The sequence below is a fragment of the Amycolatopsis sp. NPDC028719 genome (genome assembly GCF_055565395.1).
In genome coordinates this window covers 1,002,987-1,019,922 of sequence record NZ_JBVHUL010000002.1, presented here as the reverse complement: position 1 = coordinate 1,019,922, position 16,936 = coordinate 1,002,987, and the positions used below count along the sequence as shown (strand labels likewise).

Annotated in this window: 16 protein-coding genes; 12 read left to right on the top strand and 4 right to left on the bottom strand. The window is 72.6% G+C overall.

What is annotated here, in order from left to right; translation table 11 throughout:
• The first annotated feature begins 6 nt into the window (after nt 1-6).
• From ACZ4TR_RS12800 to ACZ4TR_RS12750, 11 genes are read left to right on the top strand one after another with little or no spacing between them, the layout of a single operon-like run.
• On the top strand, nt 7-1,011 hold the full coding sequence (locus tag ACZ4TR_RS12800) for a LacI family DNA-binding transcriptional regulator (RefSeq protein WP_465287163.1): 1,005 nt from the start codon (nt 7-9) through the stop codon (nt 1,009-1,011).
• On the top strand, nt 1,008-1,952 hold the full coding sequence (locus ACZ4TR_RS12795; protein WP_465287162.1) for a carbohydrate ABC transporter permease: 945 nt from the start codon (nt 1,008-1,010) through the stop codon (nt 1,950-1,952). The genes ACZ4TR_RS12800 and ACZ4TR_RS12795 overlap by 4 nt, the downstream gene beginning before the upstream one ends.
• Nucleotides 1,952-2,779, top strand: a complete 828-nt coding sequence (locus tag ACZ4TR_RS12790; protein ID WP_465287161.1) for a carbohydrate ABC transporter permease — start codon at nt 1,952-1,954, stop codon at nt 2,777-2,779. The genes ACZ4TR_RS12795 and ACZ4TR_RS12790 overlap by 1 nt, the downstream gene beginning before the upstream one ends.
• Nucleotides 2,780-2,819: 40 nt before the next feature.
• Nucleotides 2,820-4,100, top strand: a complete 1,281-nt coding sequence (locus ACZ4TR_RS12785; RefSeq protein WP_465287160.1) for an ABC transporter substrate-binding protein — start codon at nt 2,820-2,822, stop codon at nt 4,098-4,100.
• A 13-nt stretch (nt 4,101-4,113) separates the two neighbouring features.
• Nucleotides 4,114-5,268: an ADP-ribosylglycohydrolase family protein gene (locus ACZ4TR_RS12780; protein ID WP_465287159.1), complete on the top strand. Its 1,155-nt coding sequence runs from the start codon at nt 4,114-4,116 to the stop codon at nt 5,266-5,268.
• Complete coding sequence (locus tag ACZ4TR_RS12775; protein WP_465287158.1) at nt 5,265-6,557, top strand: ADP-ribosylglycohydrolase family protein; 1,293 nt, start codon at nt 5,265-5,267, stop codon at nt 6,555-6,557. The genes ACZ4TR_RS12780 and ACZ4TR_RS12775 overlap by 4 nt, the downstream gene beginning before the upstream one ends.
• Nucleotides 6,554-7,426: a ribokinase gene (locus ACZ4TR_RS12770; protein ID WP_465287157.1), complete on the top strand. Its 873-nt coding sequence runs from the start codon at nt 6,554-6,556 to the stop codon at nt 7,424-7,426. Before ACZ4TR_RS12775 ends, ACZ4TR_RS12770 begins: the two co-directional genes overlap by 4 nt.
• Nucleotides 7,423-9,291 (top strand): formylglycine-generating enzyme family protein, encoded by a 1,869-nt coding sequence (locus ACZ4TR_RS12765; RefSeq protein WP_465287156.1) that lies wholly within the window; start codon nt 7,423-7,425, stop codon nt 9,289-9,291. Before ACZ4TR_RS12770 ends, ACZ4TR_RS12765 begins: the two co-directional genes overlap by 4 nt.
• Nucleotides 9,288-10,496, top strand: coding sequence for a CaiB/BaiF CoA transferase family protein (locus tag ACZ4TR_RS12760; RefSeq protein WP_465287155.1), 1,209 nt, complete (start codon nt 9,288-9,290; stop codon nt 10,494-10,496). Before ACZ4TR_RS12765 ends, ACZ4TR_RS12760 begins: the two co-directional genes overlap by 4 nt.
• Nucleotides 10,493-11,308: an HpcH/HpaI aldolase/citrate lyase family protein gene (locus ACZ4TR_RS12755; RefSeq protein ID WP_465287154.1), complete on the top strand. Its 816-nt coding sequence runs from the start codon at nt 10,493-10,495 to the stop codon at nt 11,306-11,308. Before ACZ4TR_RS12760 ends, ACZ4TR_RS12755 begins: the two co-directional genes overlap by 4 nt.
• Nucleotides 11,309-11,366: 58 nt before the next feature.
• Nucleotides 11,367-12,593 (top strand): hypothetical protein, encoded by a 1,227-nt coding sequence (locus ACZ4TR_RS12750; RefSeq protein ID WP_465287153.1) that lies wholly within the window; start codon nt 11,367-11,369, stop codon nt 12,591-12,593.
• On the opposite strand, the gene ACZ4TR_RS12745 is transcribed toward ACZ4TR_RS12750, so the two are convergent.
• On the bottom strand, nt 12,590-13,558 hold the full coding sequence (locus ACZ4TR_RS12745; RefSeq protein ID WP_465287152.1) for an ArsR/SmtB family transcription factor: 969 nt from the start codon (nt 13,556-13,558) through the stop codon (nt 12,590-12,592). The genes ACZ4TR_RS12750 and ACZ4TR_RS12745 overlap by 4 nt on opposite strands.
• A gap of 67 nt (nt 13,559-13,625) precedes the next feature.
• On the opposite strand from ACZ4TR_RS12745, the gene ACZ4TR_RS12740 reads away from it, so the two are divergent.
• Nucleotides 13,626-14,810: an MFS transporter gene (locus ACZ4TR_RS12740; protein WP_465287151.1), complete on the top strand. Its 1,185-nt coding sequence runs from the start codon at nt 13,626-13,628 to the stop codon at nt 14,808-14,810.
• Here ACZ4TR_RS12740 and ACZ4TR_RS12735 read toward each other — a convergent pair.
• From ACZ4TR_RS12735 to ACZ4TR_RS12725, 3 genes are all read right to left on the bottom strand, one after another.
• Nucleotides 14,795-16,111, bottom strand: a complete 1,317-nt coding sequence (locus tag ACZ4TR_RS12735) for a jacalin-like lectin (RefSeq protein WP_465287356.1) — start codon at nt 16,109-16,111, stop codon at nt 14,795-14,797. The genes ACZ4TR_RS12740 and ACZ4TR_RS12735 overlap by 16 nt on opposite strands.
• Nucleotides 16,112-16,198: 87 nt before the next feature.
• Nucleotides 16,199-16,399 (bottom strand): hypothetical protein, encoded by a 201-nt coding sequence (locus ACZ4TR_RS12730; RefSeq protein ID WP_465287150.1) that lies wholly within the window; start codon nt 16,397-16,399, stop codon nt 16,199-16,201.
• Entirely contained in the window at nt 16,396-16,818 is a 423-nt protein-coding gene (locus ACZ4TR_RS12725) for a DUF6010 family protein (RefSeq protein ID WP_465287149.1), read from the bottom strand. Before ACZ4TR_RS12725 ends, ACZ4TR_RS12730 begins: the two co-directional genes overlap by 4 nt.
• Between the last annotated feature and the right edge of the window lie 118 nt (nt 16,819-16,936).

Genomic DNA, 16,936 nt, shown 5'->3' with positions numbered 1-16,936 from the left:
TAGCCGATGACGTCAACACGGGCCACGCTGCTCCAGGTCGCCGAGCGCGCCGGGGTTTCCCTGGCCTCGACCTCGCGGGCGCTGCACGGCTCCGGAGCCAGCCCGGCGATGGTCGAGCGGGTGCGCGCCGCCGCCGCCGAGCTCGGGTACAGCGCCGATGCCATCGGGCGGTCGCTGCGGCTCAAGAAGACCTTCCAGGTCGCCTTTGCCGTGGCCGACATCGGGAACCCGGTCTACGTCGAGATGATGCGGGCCATCCACGAAGTCCTCGCGCCGCACGGCTACCGGGTCGTCGTGATGAGCACCGGGGACACCGCGACGTCGACCACCGAGCTCGTGCGCAGCCTCAACAGCGGGTTCGTCGACGGCATGATCGTCAGCCCGCTGCGCACCGACGACCGGCTGATCCGCGAAATCCAGCAGGCCCCCGTCCCGGTCGTGGTGATCGGGCGCGCGCTGGACGACCGGGGCATCAGCTCGGTCTCCACCGACTCCGCGGGCGGCATCGGCGCGGCCGTCCGTCACCTGCACGCCCTCGGCCGCCGCCGGATCGGGTTCCTCAACGGCCCCCTCGACACCACGCCCGGCGCCGCGCGCCAGCGGGGGTTCGACGCCGTGGCCGCGGAAATCACCGCGGAGCGCGTCGACCAGGAGGTCGCCGGGGACTTCACCGTCACCGCCGGGCTGGCGGCCGCCCGCCGGCTGCTCGCCCGCGGCGCGCTCGACGCGCTCGTCGCCGCCAACGACCTGCTCGCCATCGGCGCCATCCGGGCCGTGCGGGAACTGGGCCTCTCGGTGCCGGAGGACGTCGCCGTCACCGGAATGGACGACACGGAGCTCGGCCGGGTCTTCCAGCCCAGCCTCACCAGCGTCTCCCTCGGCTCGACCGAACGCGGGCGCGCGGCGGCCCGGATCATGCTCCAGCTCGCCGACGACCCGGACCACGCGGCGCGGCAGGTCGCCGTCGGCCCGGAGCTGAGGGTGCGCGAATCGACCGGGGGTGCGCGATGACCGCCACGCTGACCCGCCCGGCGCCCCCGAGCGGGAAGAAGAAAAGGCCCGCCCTGGCGCAAAGCCGGCGCCGCGAGGCGATCGCGCTGGTGCTGCCGTCGCTGATCCCGATCCTCGTGCTGAGCGTCGCGCCGCTGGTCGTCGGGATCTTCCTGGCCTTCACCGACGCGCGGCTCGTGCGCCACCCGGACTACGGGTTCGCCGGCGTCGACAACTTCACGAAGCTCGCCGGCAACGACCTGTTCTGGGACTCGCTGCGGATCGGCATGATCTGGACCGTCGGCGTCACGGTGCTCCAGCTGGCCGCCGCGATGGGCCTGGCGCTGCTGCTCAACTCGGGCCTGCGGCTGCAGGGCCTGACGCGGGTGCTCGCGCTCGTGCCGTGGGCGATGCCGCCGGTCGTCGTCGCGATCATGTGGCAGATGATCTACTCGGCCAACGGCGGCCCGCTCAACGCCTTCCTCGGCAGCGTCGGCCTGCCCAGCGACATCAACTGGCTCGGCGACTTCTCGGTCGCGCTGCCCGCGGTGATCGTCGTGGGCGTCTGGGTCGGCATGCCGCAGACGACGGTGACGCTGCTGGCCGGGCTGCAGCAGATCCCCGCCGAACTGCAGGAAGCCGCCGCGGTCGACGGCGCGGGCGCGTGGCGGCGGTTCACCGCGGTGACCTGGCCGAGCCTGCGCCCGATCGTCACGTCGATCACGTCGCTGAACTTCATCTGGAACTTCAACTCGTTCTCGCTGGTCTACGTCCTCACCGCGGGCGGCCCGGGCGGCAAGACGATGGTCCCGGTGCTGTTCATCTACCTGGAGGCCTTCAAGAACCGCGAGATCGGCTACGCCGCCGCGATGGGCCTCGTGCTCGTCGTCGTGGTCGTCCTGATCCTCGCCGTCTACCTGCGGTCGCAGTTCCGCGACGACCGCGCCGTGAAGGGGCGCTGATGCGAAGCCTGGTGCGCCCGGCCCAGTACGTGGCCCTCGCGCTGTACATCCTGTTCCTCGGTTTCCCGTTGCTGTGGCTGATTTCCGCGTCGGTGAAGTCGTCCGGTGAGCTCAATTCCCTGACGGTCAGCCTGCTGCCGACCGAATGGCACTGGGACAACTACACCGAAGCCCTGGAAAAGCAGGGCCTGGTCCGCTCCGCCGCCAACAGCCTGATCGTCGCGCTCGCCTCGACCGCGCTGTCGGTCGTGATCGCCGTGCCCGCGTCCTACGTGCTCGCGCGGCTCAAGGGCAAGGTGCGCGCGGCCGGCGTCGGCTGGATCCTGGTCAGCCAGGTGTTCCCGGTCGTGCTCATCATCCTGCCGCTGTACCTCATCCTGCGGACGCTCGGCCTGGCCGACAACCTCGCCGGCCTGACGCTCGTGCACACGACGTACATGCTGCCGTTCGCGCTCTGGATGCTGCAGGGGTACGTCGCCGCGATCCCGGTGGAACTGGAAGAGGCCGGGGCGGTGGACGGCGCGAACCGGCTGACCGTGCTGCGCACGATCGTCTTCCCGCTGCTGGCCCCGGGCGTCGCCGCGACGGCGATGTTCAGCTTCGTCTCGTCGTGGAACGAGTTCTTCTTCGCGCTGGTCCTGCTGCAGTCGCCGGAGAACTACACGCTGCCCATCACGCTCAACATGTTCGTCGGCGGGGAGGGCAAGGTCGCCCTCGGCCCGCTCGCCGCCGGCGCCGTGCTCGCCGCCATCCCCAGCATCGTCTTCTTCAGCATCCTGCGGAGGAAGCTCACCAGCGGCCTGATGGCCGGGGCGGTGAAGGGATGACCCGCCAACCCCACACAGAAATCGCTCGAAAGGTCGGTCGATGAAGACACGACGCATGCTTGCCGCCACCCTCCTGTCGGTCGCCGGCCTGCTGCTCACCGCGTGCGGAAGCGGCAGCGGCGGGAACGGCGGGGACGGCCCCGTCACCCTCACCTTCCAGTCCCTGTCCGACCAGCCCGCCGCCATCGCCGCGACGCAGAAGATCGTCGGGGACTGGAACAAGGCTCATCCGGACGTGCAGGTCAAGGTCGTCCAGGCGGGCTGGGACGGCGTCTACGACAAGCTGATCACCCAGTTCAACGCGGGCACGGCGCCGGACATCGTGCACTACGAGGCGGCCGGCATCGCGCCCTTCGCCACCGACGGCTACCTCGCGGACCTGACGCAGTACCTGCCGGAGCAGAAGCGCGCGGACATCCCGAAGGGCGTCCTGGACTCGGTGACGGTCGACGGCAAGGTGATCGCCGCACCCACCGAGCTGCAGTCCTATGTGGTCTTCGCGAACAAGACCCAGCTGCAGCAGGCGGGCGTCACGATCCCGGCCGGCGCCACGATGAGCTGGGACCAGCTGCGCGACATCGCCAGGGCGACCACGAAGGACGGCAAGTTCGGCCTCGGCTGGGGCCTGTCGAGCCCGACGGCGGCGTTCGTCGCGCTGGCCCCCGGGTTCGGCGGCAAGTACTTCGAGGGCACTGGTGACAACGCGAAGCTGAGCGTCGGCCAGGGTGAGCAGGCGCTGCCGCAGCTCGTCGACGCCATGGCGCACCAGGACCACTCGATCCTGCCGGTCACGCTGACGCAGTCGGGCACCAAGGCGCTCGCGCCGTTCTACGCCGGCCAGGTCGCGATGACGGTCCAGGGTTCCTACCAGGCGGCCAACATCGCGAAGGACGCGCCGAAGGGGTTCGACTGGGTCGTCCTCCCGCCGCTGGCCGGTTCGGCCGGGCCGGCGCAGGCCGCCAACCCGCAGACGCTGTCGGTGAACAAGGACTCCGGCCACGTCAAGGAAGCCGCGGAGTTCGTCGACTTCTTCACCAGCACCGACAACCTCGCCGCCATCAACGAGGCCGACGCGCTGATCCCGCCGACGACGTCGGCGCGGCAGGCGCTCACGACCAAGCTCGGGGGGAAGAACGGCTGGAACGAGATCCTCGCCTCCGGCCAGTACCTCACCTCGGCGCCGTACCTGTTCGCCGGCAAGTACGCGCAGTGGAAGGACACCGTCGCGACCCCGGCGTACCAGCAGTTCCTCGGACAGAAGATCGACGCCGCCGGCCTCGCGAAGCAGCTCGAGGACGGCTGGAAGAGCGTCAGCAAATGACAGGAGCGGATTCTTGACCTGGCTGGAAGACCGGGCCGTCGCGGTGATCACCGGCGCGGCCGTCGGGGACGCCCTCGGCGGTGCCACCGAAGGGTGGACGCCCGAACAGATCGAAGAACGGCACGGCGGCCGGGTGACCGGCGTCGTCGGGCCGTGGTACCCGGACTGGCGGACGGCACGCCCCATCGCGCCGTACCACAAGGGCGACGGGCACATCACCGACGACACGCTCATGACGCGGGCGCTCGTCGAGGTGTACGCGAAGCGCCGCGCGCACCTCGACGCGTACGCGATGGCCGAGGACCTGGTGCCGCTCATGATCGGAGAGCCGCGCTGGGTGCCGGAGCTGGAGTCGACCGCGCTGCTGCTGCAGCGGGTCTTCCTGGCCGAGAAGTGGATCGTCGCGAGACTCCACTACGGACACGTCGATCCGCGTGAAGCGGGTGTGGGCAACGTGGTCAACTGCGGCGCGGCGATGTACATCGCGCCGGTCGGCGTCGTCAACGCGGGTGACCCGCGGGCGGCGTACGCCGAGGCGATCGACCTCACCGGCGCGCACCAGTCGAGCTACGGCCGCGAGGCGGCGGGCGTGCTGGCCGCGATGGTGGCGGCCGCCGTCGCCCCGGGCGCGTCGCTCGACGACGTCGTCGCGGCGGCCCTCGACGTCGCCCACGACGGGACCGCGGCGGCGCTGCGGGCCGTCGTCACGGAGTTCGGTGGCCGGACCGACCCCCCGGCCAGCGACGACGAAGAGCGGGCGCTCGCCGCGCTCGTCCGGGAGACGGTCGCGCCGTTCGACTCGGTGGGACCGCACTACCGGGAGATGTCGATGGACGCGAGGCGGCCTTCGCGGACGAAGTCCATCGAGGAGCTGCCCGCCGCGCTGGCGTTCGTCCTCGCGCACCGGGGCGACTTCCGCGGGGCGGTGCTCGCCGCCGTGAACTACGGCCGGGACGCCGACTCGATCGCCGTGATGGCGGCCGCGGTGTGCGCCGGCCTCGGCGGGACCGCCGTCGTGCCCGCCGAGTGGGTCGACGAGATCGGCGACGCGAGCCGGATGGACCTGCGCGAGACCGGGCACCTGCTGGCCTCGGCGGCCGCGGACATCCTCAAGGCCGACCGCGAGCGGGCCGCGGCCCGCGCCGCCTTCCTCGGGGAGCCGGTGTGAGACTGACCTGGGCGCAGCCCGAGGACCTGCTCCCGCACGAGCTGGTGCAGTCTCTCGCGGAGGGCAAGGACGTCTCCGCGGTGCGGGAGCGGTGGGTCACGGCGGGTGGTTCCGCGACGCCCGCCGTGAGCGGCGCGGGTCCCGCGATGCCTTCGCTGCGGCCGCTCGCACGGGAGCTGCTGGACGAGCTGGACGCGCCGGTCGCGGAGCCGTCGTGGAACTCGCTGGACCTGCCTGCGCCGCCTTCGCTGCCTCGCGGATCCCGTGGGCGTGAGCTGGCCGCGTGGACCGGCCGGGCCGCCGGGTGCCTGCTGGGCAAGCCCGTGGAGAAGATCCCGCGGGAGGGCATCGAGGAGATCCTCCGGGCGACCGGCCGCTGGCCGCTCACCGGGTGGTTCACGGCGGTCGGGCTGCCTTCCGACGTGGCCGCGCGGTGGCCGTGGAACCGCCGCTCGGCGCCGACGTCGCTGGAAGAGAACATCGACGGGATGCCCGAGGACGACGACCTCAACTACCCGATGCTCGCGTTGTCCCTGCTGGAGACCCACGGCCGGGAGTTCACCACCGAGGACGTCGCGCAGCTGTGGCTGGACAACCTGCCGGCCGGGCGGGTGTTCACGGCGGAACGTGCGGCGTACCGGAACCTTCTCGACGCCCGCCCGGACACCGCGACCTACCGGAACCCGTTCCGGGAGTGGATCGGCGCGTTGATCCGCGCGGACGTGTTCGGCTGGGTGTCGCCGGGCGACGTGGTTTCGGCGGCGCGGCTGGCGTGGACGGACGCCCGGCTCAGCCACACGCGCAACGGCGTGTACGGCGCGATGTGGGCGGCGGCGCTCGCCTCGGCGGCGATGGTGTGCGACACCGTGGACGAGGTCCTGGACGCCGCGTCGGCGGTGGTCCCGCCTTCGAGCGAGCTGGCTTCGGCGGTCCGCCTCGGCCGTTCGGCGGCATCGGAAGGAGACGTCCGAAGTGGACTCGACCGGCTGCACGCGGCTTACGGGCACCTGCACTGGGTGCACGTGTTGAACAACGCCTCGGTGATCGCGTATGCGCTGGCGAAGGGCGGGGGAGAGTTCGGGCCCAGCGTCTCGATCGCGGTGACGGCGGGCTGGGACACGGACTCGGCGGCCGCGACGGTCGGGGGAGTGGTGGGCGCTCTGCACGGCGTCGACGAGTATTGGGCCAAGCCCCTGGACGGCCGCATCGCGACCTCGTTGCCCGGCGGGGAACGACGGATCGCGGACCTCGCGGCCCGGACAGCGGCGCTCGCGGAGGGACGGGCATGACCGGGCGAGTCGTCGTGGTGGGCTCGGCGAACGTCGACCTCGCCGTGGACGTTCCCCGGCCGCCGAAAGCCGGGGAGACCGTTCTCGGGGGCCGGCTTCGCCGCAGTCCCGGTGGGAAGGGCGCGAACCAGGCCGTCGCCGCCGCCCTCGCCGGAGGTGCCGACACCACCTTCGTCGGCGCCCTCGGTGAAGACGAAGCCGCCGACCTCCTCCTCGTTTCCCTCGGGAGCGCCGGGGTCCGGACCGACCTGGTCGACCGGGCCGACGCGCCCACCGGGACCGCCTTCATCACCGTCGCCCCCGACGGCGAGAACACCATCGTCGTCGCGCCCGGCGCGAACGAGCACGTGAAAGTCGGCGCCGCCCAGGCCGAACGGATCGCCGACGCCGACGTCGTGCTGGCCCAGCTGGAAATCCCCCTCGACGTCGTGGCGGCCGCCGCCGCGGCCCGGAACGCGAACGCCCTGATGATCCTCAACGCCGCGCCCTCGCGGGAGCTGCCGGATTCGCTGTGGGAAGTCCTCGACCTGCTCGTCGTCAACGAGCACGAAGCCGCCGACCTCGCGGGCGAGCCCGAGAAGCTGCTCGAGCGGGTACCCGCCGTCGTGGTCACCCTCGGCGGCGAAGGCTGTGTAATCCTCCGCAGAGGCCACGAACCCCTGCGAATTCCCGGCTTCCCGGTCGACGTCGTCGACACCACCGGCGCCGGCGACACCTTCTGCGGCGTGCTCGCGGCGGCGCTGGCCCAGGGCGAAGACCTCCCCGAAGCCGTAGGACGAGCGGCCGCGGCCGGCGCGCTCGCCGTCACCCGGCCCGGCGCCCAGGCCGCCGTCCCCACCCAAGACGAGGTCGCAGGAATGACGTCATGACCTATCAGTTCGACCCGCTCGTCCCGCGGCCGATCGACCGGCCCACCGAGGTGCGCGGCCCGCTGTCCGAACTGGACGACGCGAAGGTCTTCGCCGCACCCGCCCGTCCCCGGGATCGCCCCGCGTGGCGGGCGAAACTGCACGAATGGCGCGAGGACGCGCGAAGCCGGCACGCCTACACCGGCAAGGGCTACGAGCGCCCGGGAGCGGCCTGGGCGCAGACCTGCCGCACGGTCGCCCAGGTGTGGCTCTGGGACGAGCTGCTCTACTCCTTCGACGAGCACCGGTTCACCCCGGAGCGCTTCCTCGCCGACGCCCACCAACGCTTCGGCGGCCTCGACGCCGTCGTCCTCTGGCACGCCTACCCGGTGATCGGCCTCGACGACCGCAACCAGTGGGACTTCTACCGCGACGTCCCCGGGCTCACCGAGCTGATCGACACCCTGCACGACCGCGGCCTGCACGTCTTCGTCGACTACAACCCCTGGGACGCCGGCACCCGCCGCGGCGAGGACGACCTCACCGAACTCGCCTCCCTGGTCGCCGACCTGCAAGCCGACGGCGTCTTCCTCGACACGCTCAAGAAGGCCGAGCCGGACTTCGTCGACCGGCTCGAAGCGGCCCGGCCCGGCATCGTCCTCGAAGGCGAGTCCAAGCTGCCGGTCGAGCGGATCGAGGACCACGCGGCGTCGTGGGCCCAGTTCTTCGCCGACTCGCCCGTGCCCGGCGTCCTGCGCGCCCACTGGTACGAGCGCCGGCACATGCAGCACCACGTCCGCCGCTGGCACCGCGACCACAGCGAGGAACTGCAGTCGGCGTGGCTCAACGGCGTCGGCGTCATGGTGTGGGAGGTGGTCTTCGGCGTGTGGGTCGGCTGGTCGCCCCGCGACGCCGCGACCGTCCGCCGGATGGTCACCCTCCAGCGTGCGGCCGAAGACCTGCTGCTCGACGGCGAGTGGACCCCCCTGGCCGAGCTGCCACCCGAGGCCGAGGCGGCCGGCGTCTACGCGTCCCGATGGGAACTCGACGGCAGGACACTGTGGACTCTCGTCAACCGCGGTGACCACGACTACCACGGCCCGCTGCCCGGTACCGACCTCCTGGGTGGCGTACCGGCGCGGGGGATCGGCGCCGCGGTGGAGGGGTGGCTGCCGGATCTTCCGGAGCTGCCGCACGATCCGGACTCCCGCTTTCCCCACCGGCTCGCGACCCGGGTGAGTCCACAAAGGACCAGTGGCGAGCCTGACGAAGACGCCGTCGTCGTCCCGGCCGGGCCGTACGTGCTGACCGTGCGGTACCGCGCCCGCGAAACCGGGATGTACCAGGGCGCGCCCTATGTGGACGAATGGAAGCCGCTGCCGCCCCGCCTGCACGACGCGCGCACACTGCAGCGCGAGGGCGAACTGGCCACGGCCGTCGCGGTCGGCGCCACCGAGGTGACCAACGCGCAGTTCGCGGAGTTCCTCGCCGCCACGGGCTACGAGCCGAAGCTCGAGCACCGGTTCCTCGCGCACCCGGGAGCCCCGGACGAGCCGGTCACCTACGTCGACCTGGACGACGCCCGCGCGTACTGCGCGTGGCGCGGCGGCCGCCTGCCGACCGAGGACGAATGGCAGCTGGCCGGCGAGCGCCTCGAGCGTGGCACCCCGGCCGTGTGGAACTGGACCGAGAGCGAACACTCCGACGGACGGACGCGCTTCGTGATGCTCAAGGGCGGCAGCGACTACGCGGCCGAAGGCTCCGAATGGTACGTCGAAGGCGGCGTGAAAGCCCCGGACTACACCGTGAAGCTCCTGCTGCCCGGGCTGGGCCTCGCACGCAGCGCGACCGTCGGCTTCCGCTGCGCCTGGGAGGTGACGACGTGACCGTCTCCCGCGACCGGTCGACCGGCGCGCTCGCCGGGTTGCGCGTCGTCGACGCGTCCACGCTCTTCGCCGGTCCGATGGCCGCGATGCACCTCGGGGACATGGGCGCCGAGGTGATCAAGGTCGAGCACCCGCGCAAACCCGACCCCTCGCGCACCCACGGAGCCGCGAAGGACAGCGTCAACCTGTGGTGGAAGACGCTGGGGCGCAACAAGCGCACGATCACCGCCGACCTCGGCAGCGAAGGCGGCCGCGAGGTGTTCCTCGCCCTGGCCGCCACGGCGGACGTCGTCATCGAGAACTTCCGCCCCGGCACGCTCGAACGCTGGCGCCTCGGGTACGACGAGCTGGCGAGCCGGAACCCCGGACTCGTGCTGGCCCGCGTCACCGGCTTCGGGCAGCTCGGCCCCTACCGGAGCCGGCCGGGCTTCGGCACGCTCGCCGAGGCGATGAGCGGGTTCGCGGCGACCACCGGCGAACCGGACGGGCCGCCGACGCTCCCGCCGTTCGGGCTCGCCGACGGGGTCGCGTCACTGGCCACGGCGTACGCGATCATGGTCGCGCTCGCGTCGCGCGGGACCACCGGGCACGGGCAGGTCGTCGACACCGCGATCATCGAGCCGATGCTGGCCATGCTCGGCCCGCAGATCACCCGCTGGGACCAGCTGCGGACCGTCCAGCCGCGCACCGGCAACCGGTCGACGAACAACGCGCCGCGCAACACGTATCGCACGGCCGACGGCCAGTGGGTCGCCGTGTCCACTTCGGCGCAGTCGATCGCCGAGCGCGTGGTCCGCATGGTCGGGCGGCCGGACCTGGCCGAGGAGCCGTGGTTCGCCACCGGCGCCGACCGGGCCCGCCACGCCGACGAGCTCGACGAAGCCGTCGGCAAGTGGATCGGGCAGCGCACGCGCGACGAGGTCGTCGCCGCGTTCGAAGAAGCGCAAGCCGCCGTCGCGCCCATCTACGACGCCGCCGACATCGTCGAGGACCCGCAGTTCCGCGCGCTCGGCACGATCCACGAGATCGAGGACGCCGACCTCGGCCCGATGCTCATGCAGGGCCCGCTGTTCCGGCTGTCCGGCCACGACGGCGTCATCGGCTTCACCGGCCGGCCGCACGGTGCCGACACCGACGCCGTGCTGGCGGAACTCGGGTTCTCGCCCGAGCGGGTGGCCGAGCTGCGCGAGCGGGGTGCGGTGTGAGCCCGCCGCTGACGTTCCTCTACACGCCCGCCGACCGGCCGGACCGGGTCCGCAAGGCCCTGGCGTCCGAGGCGGACGTCGTGCTCGTCGACCTCGAGGACGCGGTCGCCCCGGCGCGCAAGGACGAAGCTCGCGAGAATGTGCTGGAGCTGCTCGCCGCGGTGGCCAGGCCGGTGCAGGTGCGCGTCAACCACCCGAGCACGCCGTGGCACGACGCCGACCTCGCCGCGCTCGCCCGGCTGCCGCTCCCGGTGGGCGCGCGGCTGCCGAAGGTCGAAGCGCCGGCGGAGATCCAGGCCGCCGAGGCCGTACTGCCGGGCCGGGCGCTGCACCCGCTGATCGAGTCGGCGCTCGGGGTGGAACGGGCCCTGGACATCGCGACGGCGTCGCCGCGGATCGCGTCGATCGGGCTCGGCGAGGCCGACCTGCGCTCGGACCTCGGCGTCGCCGACGACGCCGGGCTCACGTGGGCGCGCAGCCGCGTGATCGTGGCGGCCCGGGCGGCCCGGCTCGCGCCGCCCGCGATGTCCGCCTACGCGAACGTCCGTGACCTCGACGGGCTCGCGGCGTCGTGCCGGGCGGGCCGCGCCCTCGGCTTCCGCGGCCGGACCGCGATCCACCCGGTGCAGCTCGAGACGATCCGGACCGCGTTCCTGCCGACGCGTGAGGAGGTGTCGCGGGCACGCGAGGTCATCTCCCGGGTCGCCGGCGCGACGGCCGCCGGCGTCGGCGCGATCGCGTTGCCCGATGGCACCTTCCTCGACGTGGCCATGGTCGAGCAGGCGCGGACGGTGCTTTCGCTGGTGGACTGATACAAGCGCCGTACAACCGGTGTACGGATCTTGGATCCGCCTCTGGCGCAATGGCGCCATGCGAACTCCGAAAGTGCTCCTCCTCGCGCTGGCCGTGGTGGCCGGCGCGCTGGCGCTGCCCGGGACGGCCAGTGCCGCCTACAGCGACCCGCTGACGACCACGACCAAGCAGAACCTGGTCTGGCACGCGACGCCGGCCGCCGCGTTGACGGCGCTGGACGACGCGCTGCCGAACGTCAGCCTCAACACCGTCGTCAACGACCCCAGCTACGCGATGACCGGCTGCACCAGCGCGGAGAAGGCCGCGCTGCCCAAGGCCCCGGCCGCCACGAAGTCGTTGTGCTGGGACTCCGAACGCGCGGGCAGCACCACCTGGGTCCCCCAGGGCATCACGACCTCCGGGGACGCCGACGACGACGGCATGTGGGGCGCGGACAAGGTCATCCTCTCCGGCTGGCACGGCACCGACGCGCTCGGCCGGTACAACGACGCGCGGATCCAGGCCGTCAACTACAACGACCCCGCCGCGGCCGCCCACCGGATGATGTACCTGGCCGTGCCGAACAGCACCGGCAGCAGCTTCTCCGCGGCGAAGGCCCACCTGGGCGGCATGGCCTGGCTGGGCGACAAGATCTACGTGACCGCCGTCGGGAACACCTCGACCGCGATCCGGGTGTTCAGCACCAAGCACATCCTGCAGCTGACCGACACGACGTCGAACGCGATCGGCAAGACGTCCGGCGGGTACGCGGCCTACACGTACAAGTACGCGATGATGCAGATCGGCTACTACACCTACGCGGGCGGCACGTGCAGCATGGCGTCCGACACGGGCGTGCCGTGCTTCTCGTCGCTCTCGCTGGACCGCAGCACGAGCCCGGCCAGCATCGTGACGACCGAGTACTTCTCCGACCAGAGCCTGCACGGCCGGCTCTACCGCTTCCCGATGGGCACCGACTACCTGCTGACCGGGACCGCGACCGAAGCGTTCCGCAGCTCCGTCGGCAACATGCAGGGCGTCCTGTCCCACGACGGCAAGTGGTACGTGGCCCACAGCTCGGCCACGATCAACGGCCAGCTCTGGGCCCAGACGACCGCGGCGAGCACCTCGGCGACCTGCGGTTCGACGTCCGCGTGCTGGGCGGTCCACCCGGAGGCGCTGACGTACGACTGGTCGACGGGCCTGGTCTGGTCGCAGTCGGAGTGGTCGACGGCCGACTGCCAGGCGCAGAACCAGACCTGCGGTCGCTCGGTGTTCGCGGTGCCGCTGTCTTCGCTGGGCTAACCGGTGAGCAGGGCCGCTCCGAGCGCCGTGATCAGGTAGAGCACCTGGCGCCCGGAGCGTTCCCGTTCGACCAGCCCGTTCTCCCGCAGGACGGCCAGGTGCTGCGACACCGCGCTGGGCGTCACGCCGAGGGCGCGGGCCAGCTCGGTCGTGCCGGCGGGGGAACGCAGCGCCTCGAGGAGCCCGGCTCGCGCGCGGCCGAGCAGCCGGACCGTGCCGCCCGCCGGGGGCCGGGTGCCCGCCGTCCACAGGACGCCGCGCCCGCGGGCCGGGTAGCGGACCGTCGTCTGCGTGGACGTGTTCCGCTTGATCAGGACGTGCGGGCCGCCGAGCACGACCGGGATGAGGACGAGGCCGCCGGGACCCCGGTTCACCGGGCGATCGCCGGTGAGGAACAGCTTTCCGGCGCGCCAGCGCAGATCCGGGTGCAGGCCGGCGAACAGCCGTTCCGCGCCGCCCGCGGCCAGCGTCCGCGCGCGATGGGCGACGTCGGCGTCGAGGACGGCCCGGATCCTGGGCCAGTGCGGGGCGAGCAGCCGGTCGTGCGCCCGGAGCAGTTCCCCGGCGATCGCCTTCAGCCCGGCCGCCGGCCGCGCGGCGAGCTCGGCGACGGTCCCGCGGAGGCCGGCGCCGAACACGCGCCCGAGGCTGGTCCGGACCTGGCGCGCGGTCGTCCGCCGCAGCGCGGCCAGGTCGTCCTCGATGGACGGACCGGCGCCGCGCGGCGCCGGTACCAGGAACTCCGGCCAGTTGGGCCGGTCGTTCACGATGAGCGGCCACGTCCACGGGAGGTCCAGCGGCTCGCGGGCCAGCTCGTCCTCCGCCCAGCGCAGCCACGGCAGGGCGCTCGCCTGCCGCTCGCGCCCGCCCAGCTGCTGCAGGCACGCGACCGTCTCCGACAGCGGGGAGATCGCGAAGCGGGTCGCCGCGAGCTCCGCGACGCCGAGTTCGATCGTCAGGGCCATGGCTCCGAGTATGTAGCCCGGAGCTAAATGCTGTCCGCGAAGCCGCGGTGGGCCAAAGGATCGGGTCATGATCGGACCGGACTTCCGGCGGCTCCTGTGGGCGACCGGCATCGACAACCTCGGCACCGGCGCGTTCACCGCGGCGGTGCCCCTGCTGACCGTCACGGTCACCCACGACCCGCGGCTCGTTTCGCTGGTCTCGGCCGCGGCCTACCTGCCGTGGCTGCTGCTGTCGCTCCCCGCCGGCGCGCTGGCCGACCGCCACGACCGGGCCGGCCTGATGTGGCGCGCGCAGGCGGCACAGGCCGTGCTGGTCGCCGTGACCGCCGTCCTGGCCACCTGCGGGGCGATCGGCATCCCGGCCCTCGTCGTCACGGCGTTCGGGGTCGGCGCGGGCGACGTCGTCTTCGGGACCGCGGCCCAGGCGATCGTGCCGGAGCTGGTCGCGGCGCCGCTGCTGCCCCGCGCCAACGGCCGCCAGCAGGCGATCACCACGGTCACCGGGCAGTTCGCCGGCCCACCGCTGGGCAGCCTGCTGTTCGGCGTCGCGGCGTCGCTCCCGTTCGGGCTCGACGCCGTCTCGTTCGCGGTGTCGGCCGTCCTGGTGGCGACGCTGCCCCGGCGGGCCGGTGGTGCCCGGACGCGCTCGGCGATCCGGGACGGCCTGGCGTGGCTCCTGCGGCACCGGCTGCTGCGCACGCTCGCGATCCTGGTGGGCGTCAACGCCTTCTGCGGCCAGCTCGCCTACGCGACCCTGGTCCTGCTCGCCACCCAGGTCGTGCACCTCGGCGCGCGCGGCTACGGCCTGCTGCTCGCCGGGGCCGCGCTGGGCAGCGTGTTCGGTGGGCTGGTCAACGCGCGGGTGGTGGCCCGGATCGGGCCGCGGGCGGCAGTGCTGACGGCGCTGGCGGTGAACATCGGCGCGTTCGCGGGCATCGGCCTGAGCCGCGACGCCGTGGTGCTCGGCACGTTCCTCGCCGTCAACGGGTTCGCGACGACCTTGTGGAACATCGTCACCGTCGGTCTGCGGCAGCGGTTCGTGCCGGCCGCGCTCCTCGGCCGGGTTTCCAGCGCGTACCGGCTGCTCGGCTGGGGCCTGATCCCGCTCGGGACCCTGACCGGCGGCCTCCTGGCGCACGGGCTGGGGCTGCGGGCGCCGTACCTGGTCGCGGCCGTCGTGCGCGGGCTCGCCCTGGTGGCCGCGCTGCCGGTGCTGGTCCGTCCATTGTGGACCGATCAGCGCCGCGTGTAGACGAAGCCCAGCTGGTCCACCTCGTCACCCGCGCGGCCGTGGAACCCCGCGATCTGCCAGCCGTCCGGTGCCGTCGCGGTCGTGCAGTCCGCGGTCGTCGTTCCGCCGGCGAGCGTGCCGCCGCGGTCGGTCGTGATGCGGGCGGAGAAGATCCGGGTGTGGCCGTTGTAGCTGCCTCGGCACAGCTCGGCGGAGACCGCGTACTCGCCGTCGGCCAGCTGGTAGGTCCGTGCGGTGCCACCGGTTCCGCCGTGGCTGACCGTCGTGCCGTCCGCCGACGTCGAGCCGATCCGGTCGACGCGGCTGCCCGCGCTCAGGGTGAACGCCGACACCCGCGCGGCCGGCGAAATCCGGTCCAGGTCGGTGAACGGCGTGCCGTGCGGGCCGCCGAACCGGTCGCTCAGCCGGAACGCCGGGTTGTCCGCCCAGCTGAACCGCACGGTCACCGGGTCGTGGTCCGACAGCATCGCGCCGGACGCGTCGAGGAACGCGCGGTGGTCGTTGTTGTAGTACGTCGCGTCGAGAGTGATCTGCTTGCTCCCGCGGTAGAGCACCTTGTCGACGACTTCGCACGCGTTGGTGACCGCGCTTTCGTCGCACACCAGGGGATCGCTGCCCGCGGCGGGCGGGACACCGCCGCGTTCGAGCCGGACCCACGCGTCGGTGAGGCCGTTGGCGGCGGCGAACGCCCGAATCGTGTCGGCCGCCCGGGTGTAGCGGGTGTTGGTGTCGCCCATGACGAGCACGGCGTTGCCCGCCGAGTGCGTGGTGATGAACGCCGTGAGCTGCTCGAGGTTCGCGGCGCGCGACGCCTGGTCGCCGGCGTTGGTGCCCGCGTTCGTGTGGAGGTTGTAGGCGTCGACGTAGACGCCCTCGGCGAGCCGGAGCCGGGTGAAGGTGAAGCCCTTCGGCGTCAGGCAGTCGCCCGAGTCGAACTGGCACGAGGTCCAGCGGACGCGCTCCAGCTCGTCGTTCGGCAGGGTGGACAGGCTGTTCAGGCCGCTTCCGATCCCGGCGCCGCCGCTGGTCGGCGTCCGGTACGGGTGGGCGTCGGCCGCGTACAGGTTGGCGTGGTAGTTGAAGTCCTCCTGGACGTGCACCAGGTCGTACGGGCCGAGGCGCTGCCCGATGGCGGTCGTGCTCGGCGCGCGCGGGGTGGGGGCGCTGGAAATGGCCTCGGGCAGCCCAGCGACGTTGTAGGACAGCACGCTGAAGGTGCCGCCGCCGGCGGCGTGCGCGGCGGGAGCGGTGAGGGTGAGCCCGGACGCGGCCAGCACAGCCGTCGCGAAGGCGGTGAACACTCGGCGCAAGGCGGCGTTCCTTCCAGGACGGCACCATTGTGAAGAATTCTCACGTTAGCCCGCTGTTCGCGCTCACACAACCGCCCTTCAGGCGCCGGGGTGGCCGCAGGCGTAGACGTTCGCCGAGGCCAGCCGCACGCAGGCCGGGCACGTGTTCACCGGCCGGTCGCGGCGGCCGTGGTAGGAGTGGCGGGCGCCGCACAGCGCGACGAGCACTTCACCCGGCTGCGGATCGGGGTGGCACCGCGGGCAGAAGGCGTGCGCGGCGCGTTCGACGTCGGTGCTCATGCCCGGTCGGATACCCGCGCTCCCGGCGCGCCAACCCGCCGGAACCAGGCGGTGACCGACCGGCCGCCGGTGAAGCACCAGATCGCGATCACCGGGTCGCAGAACGCGCAGCCGAACGAAGAGTCGTGCGCGAACGGCAGGATCGGCTGGCCCTTCAGGTGGTGGACTACGTCCCAGCCGGTGTGCAGCAGCCAGCCGATGCCGATGAACGTCCACGAGTCGAGCCCGCGGAACGCGACGTACGTCAGCACGGCGCAGAACACCAGCTCCCACGGCCCGAGCGCGCCGCCAGAAAGGTAGGCCGCGCCGGCACCGCCCACCATGACGGCGTTGAACTTCCGCCGGTGGGGCTCGGCGATCAGGGAGCTGAGCACGACGTAGAGGAGGCCGATCAGGATCGGCGCGAGCACTGCGATCATGATCGACGACGCTAGGAACGCACCGCCCGCGCCGCCAGTGGCTGTAGTGCCACGTTCCGCCGGTTTCTCGCCGGCGCGGTGGGCTCCGTAAGGTGGGGGCCCGGTGGATGATCAGGCT

Coding starts and splice junctions, on each gene's coding strand:
- ACZ4TR_RS12785 (WP_465287160.1), top strand. CDS start 2,820: ATGAAGACACGACGCATGCTTGCCGCCACCCTCCTGTCGGTCGCCGGC.
- ACZ4TR_RS12730 (WP_465287150.1), bottom strand. CDS start 16,399: ATGAGCACCGACGTCGAACGCGCCGCGCACGCCTTCTGCCCGCGGTGC.
- ACZ4TR_RS12800 (WP_465287163.1), top strand. CDS start 7: ATGACGTCAACACGGGCCACGCTGCTCCAGGTCGCCGAGCGCGCCGGG.
- ACZ4TR_RS12725 (WP_465287149.1), bottom strand. CDS start 16,818: ATGATCGCAGTGCTCGCGCCGATCCTGATCGGCCTCCTCTACGTCGTG.
- ACZ4TR_RS12740 (WP_465287151.1), top strand. CDS start 13,626: ATGATCGGACCGGACTTCCGGCGGCTCCTGTGGGCGACCGGCATCGAC.
- ACZ4TR_RS12790 (WP_465287161.1), top strand. CDS start 1,952: ATGCGAAGCCTGGTGCGCCCGGCCCAGTACGTGGCCCTCGCGCTGTAC.
- ACZ4TR_RS12745 (WP_465287152.1), bottom strand. CDS start 13,558: ATGGCCCTGACGATCGAACTCGGCGTCGCGGAGCTCGCGGCGACCCGC.
- ACZ4TR_RS12750 (WP_465287153.1), top strand. CDS start 11,367: ATGCGAACTCCGAAAGTGCTCCTCCTCGCGCTGGCCGTGGTGGCCGGC.
- ACZ4TR_RS12795 (WP_465287162.1), top strand. CDS start 1,008: ATGACCGCCACGCTGACCCGCCCGGCGCCCCCGAGCGGGAAGAAGAAA.
- ACZ4TR_RS12770 (WP_465287157.1), top strand. CDS start 6,554: ATGACCGGGCGAGTCGTCGTGGTGGGCTCGGCGAACGTCGACCTCGCC.
- ACZ4TR_RS12765 (WP_465287156.1), top strand. CDS start 7,423: ATGACCTATCAGTTCGACCCGCTCGTCCCGCGGCCGATCGACCGGCCC.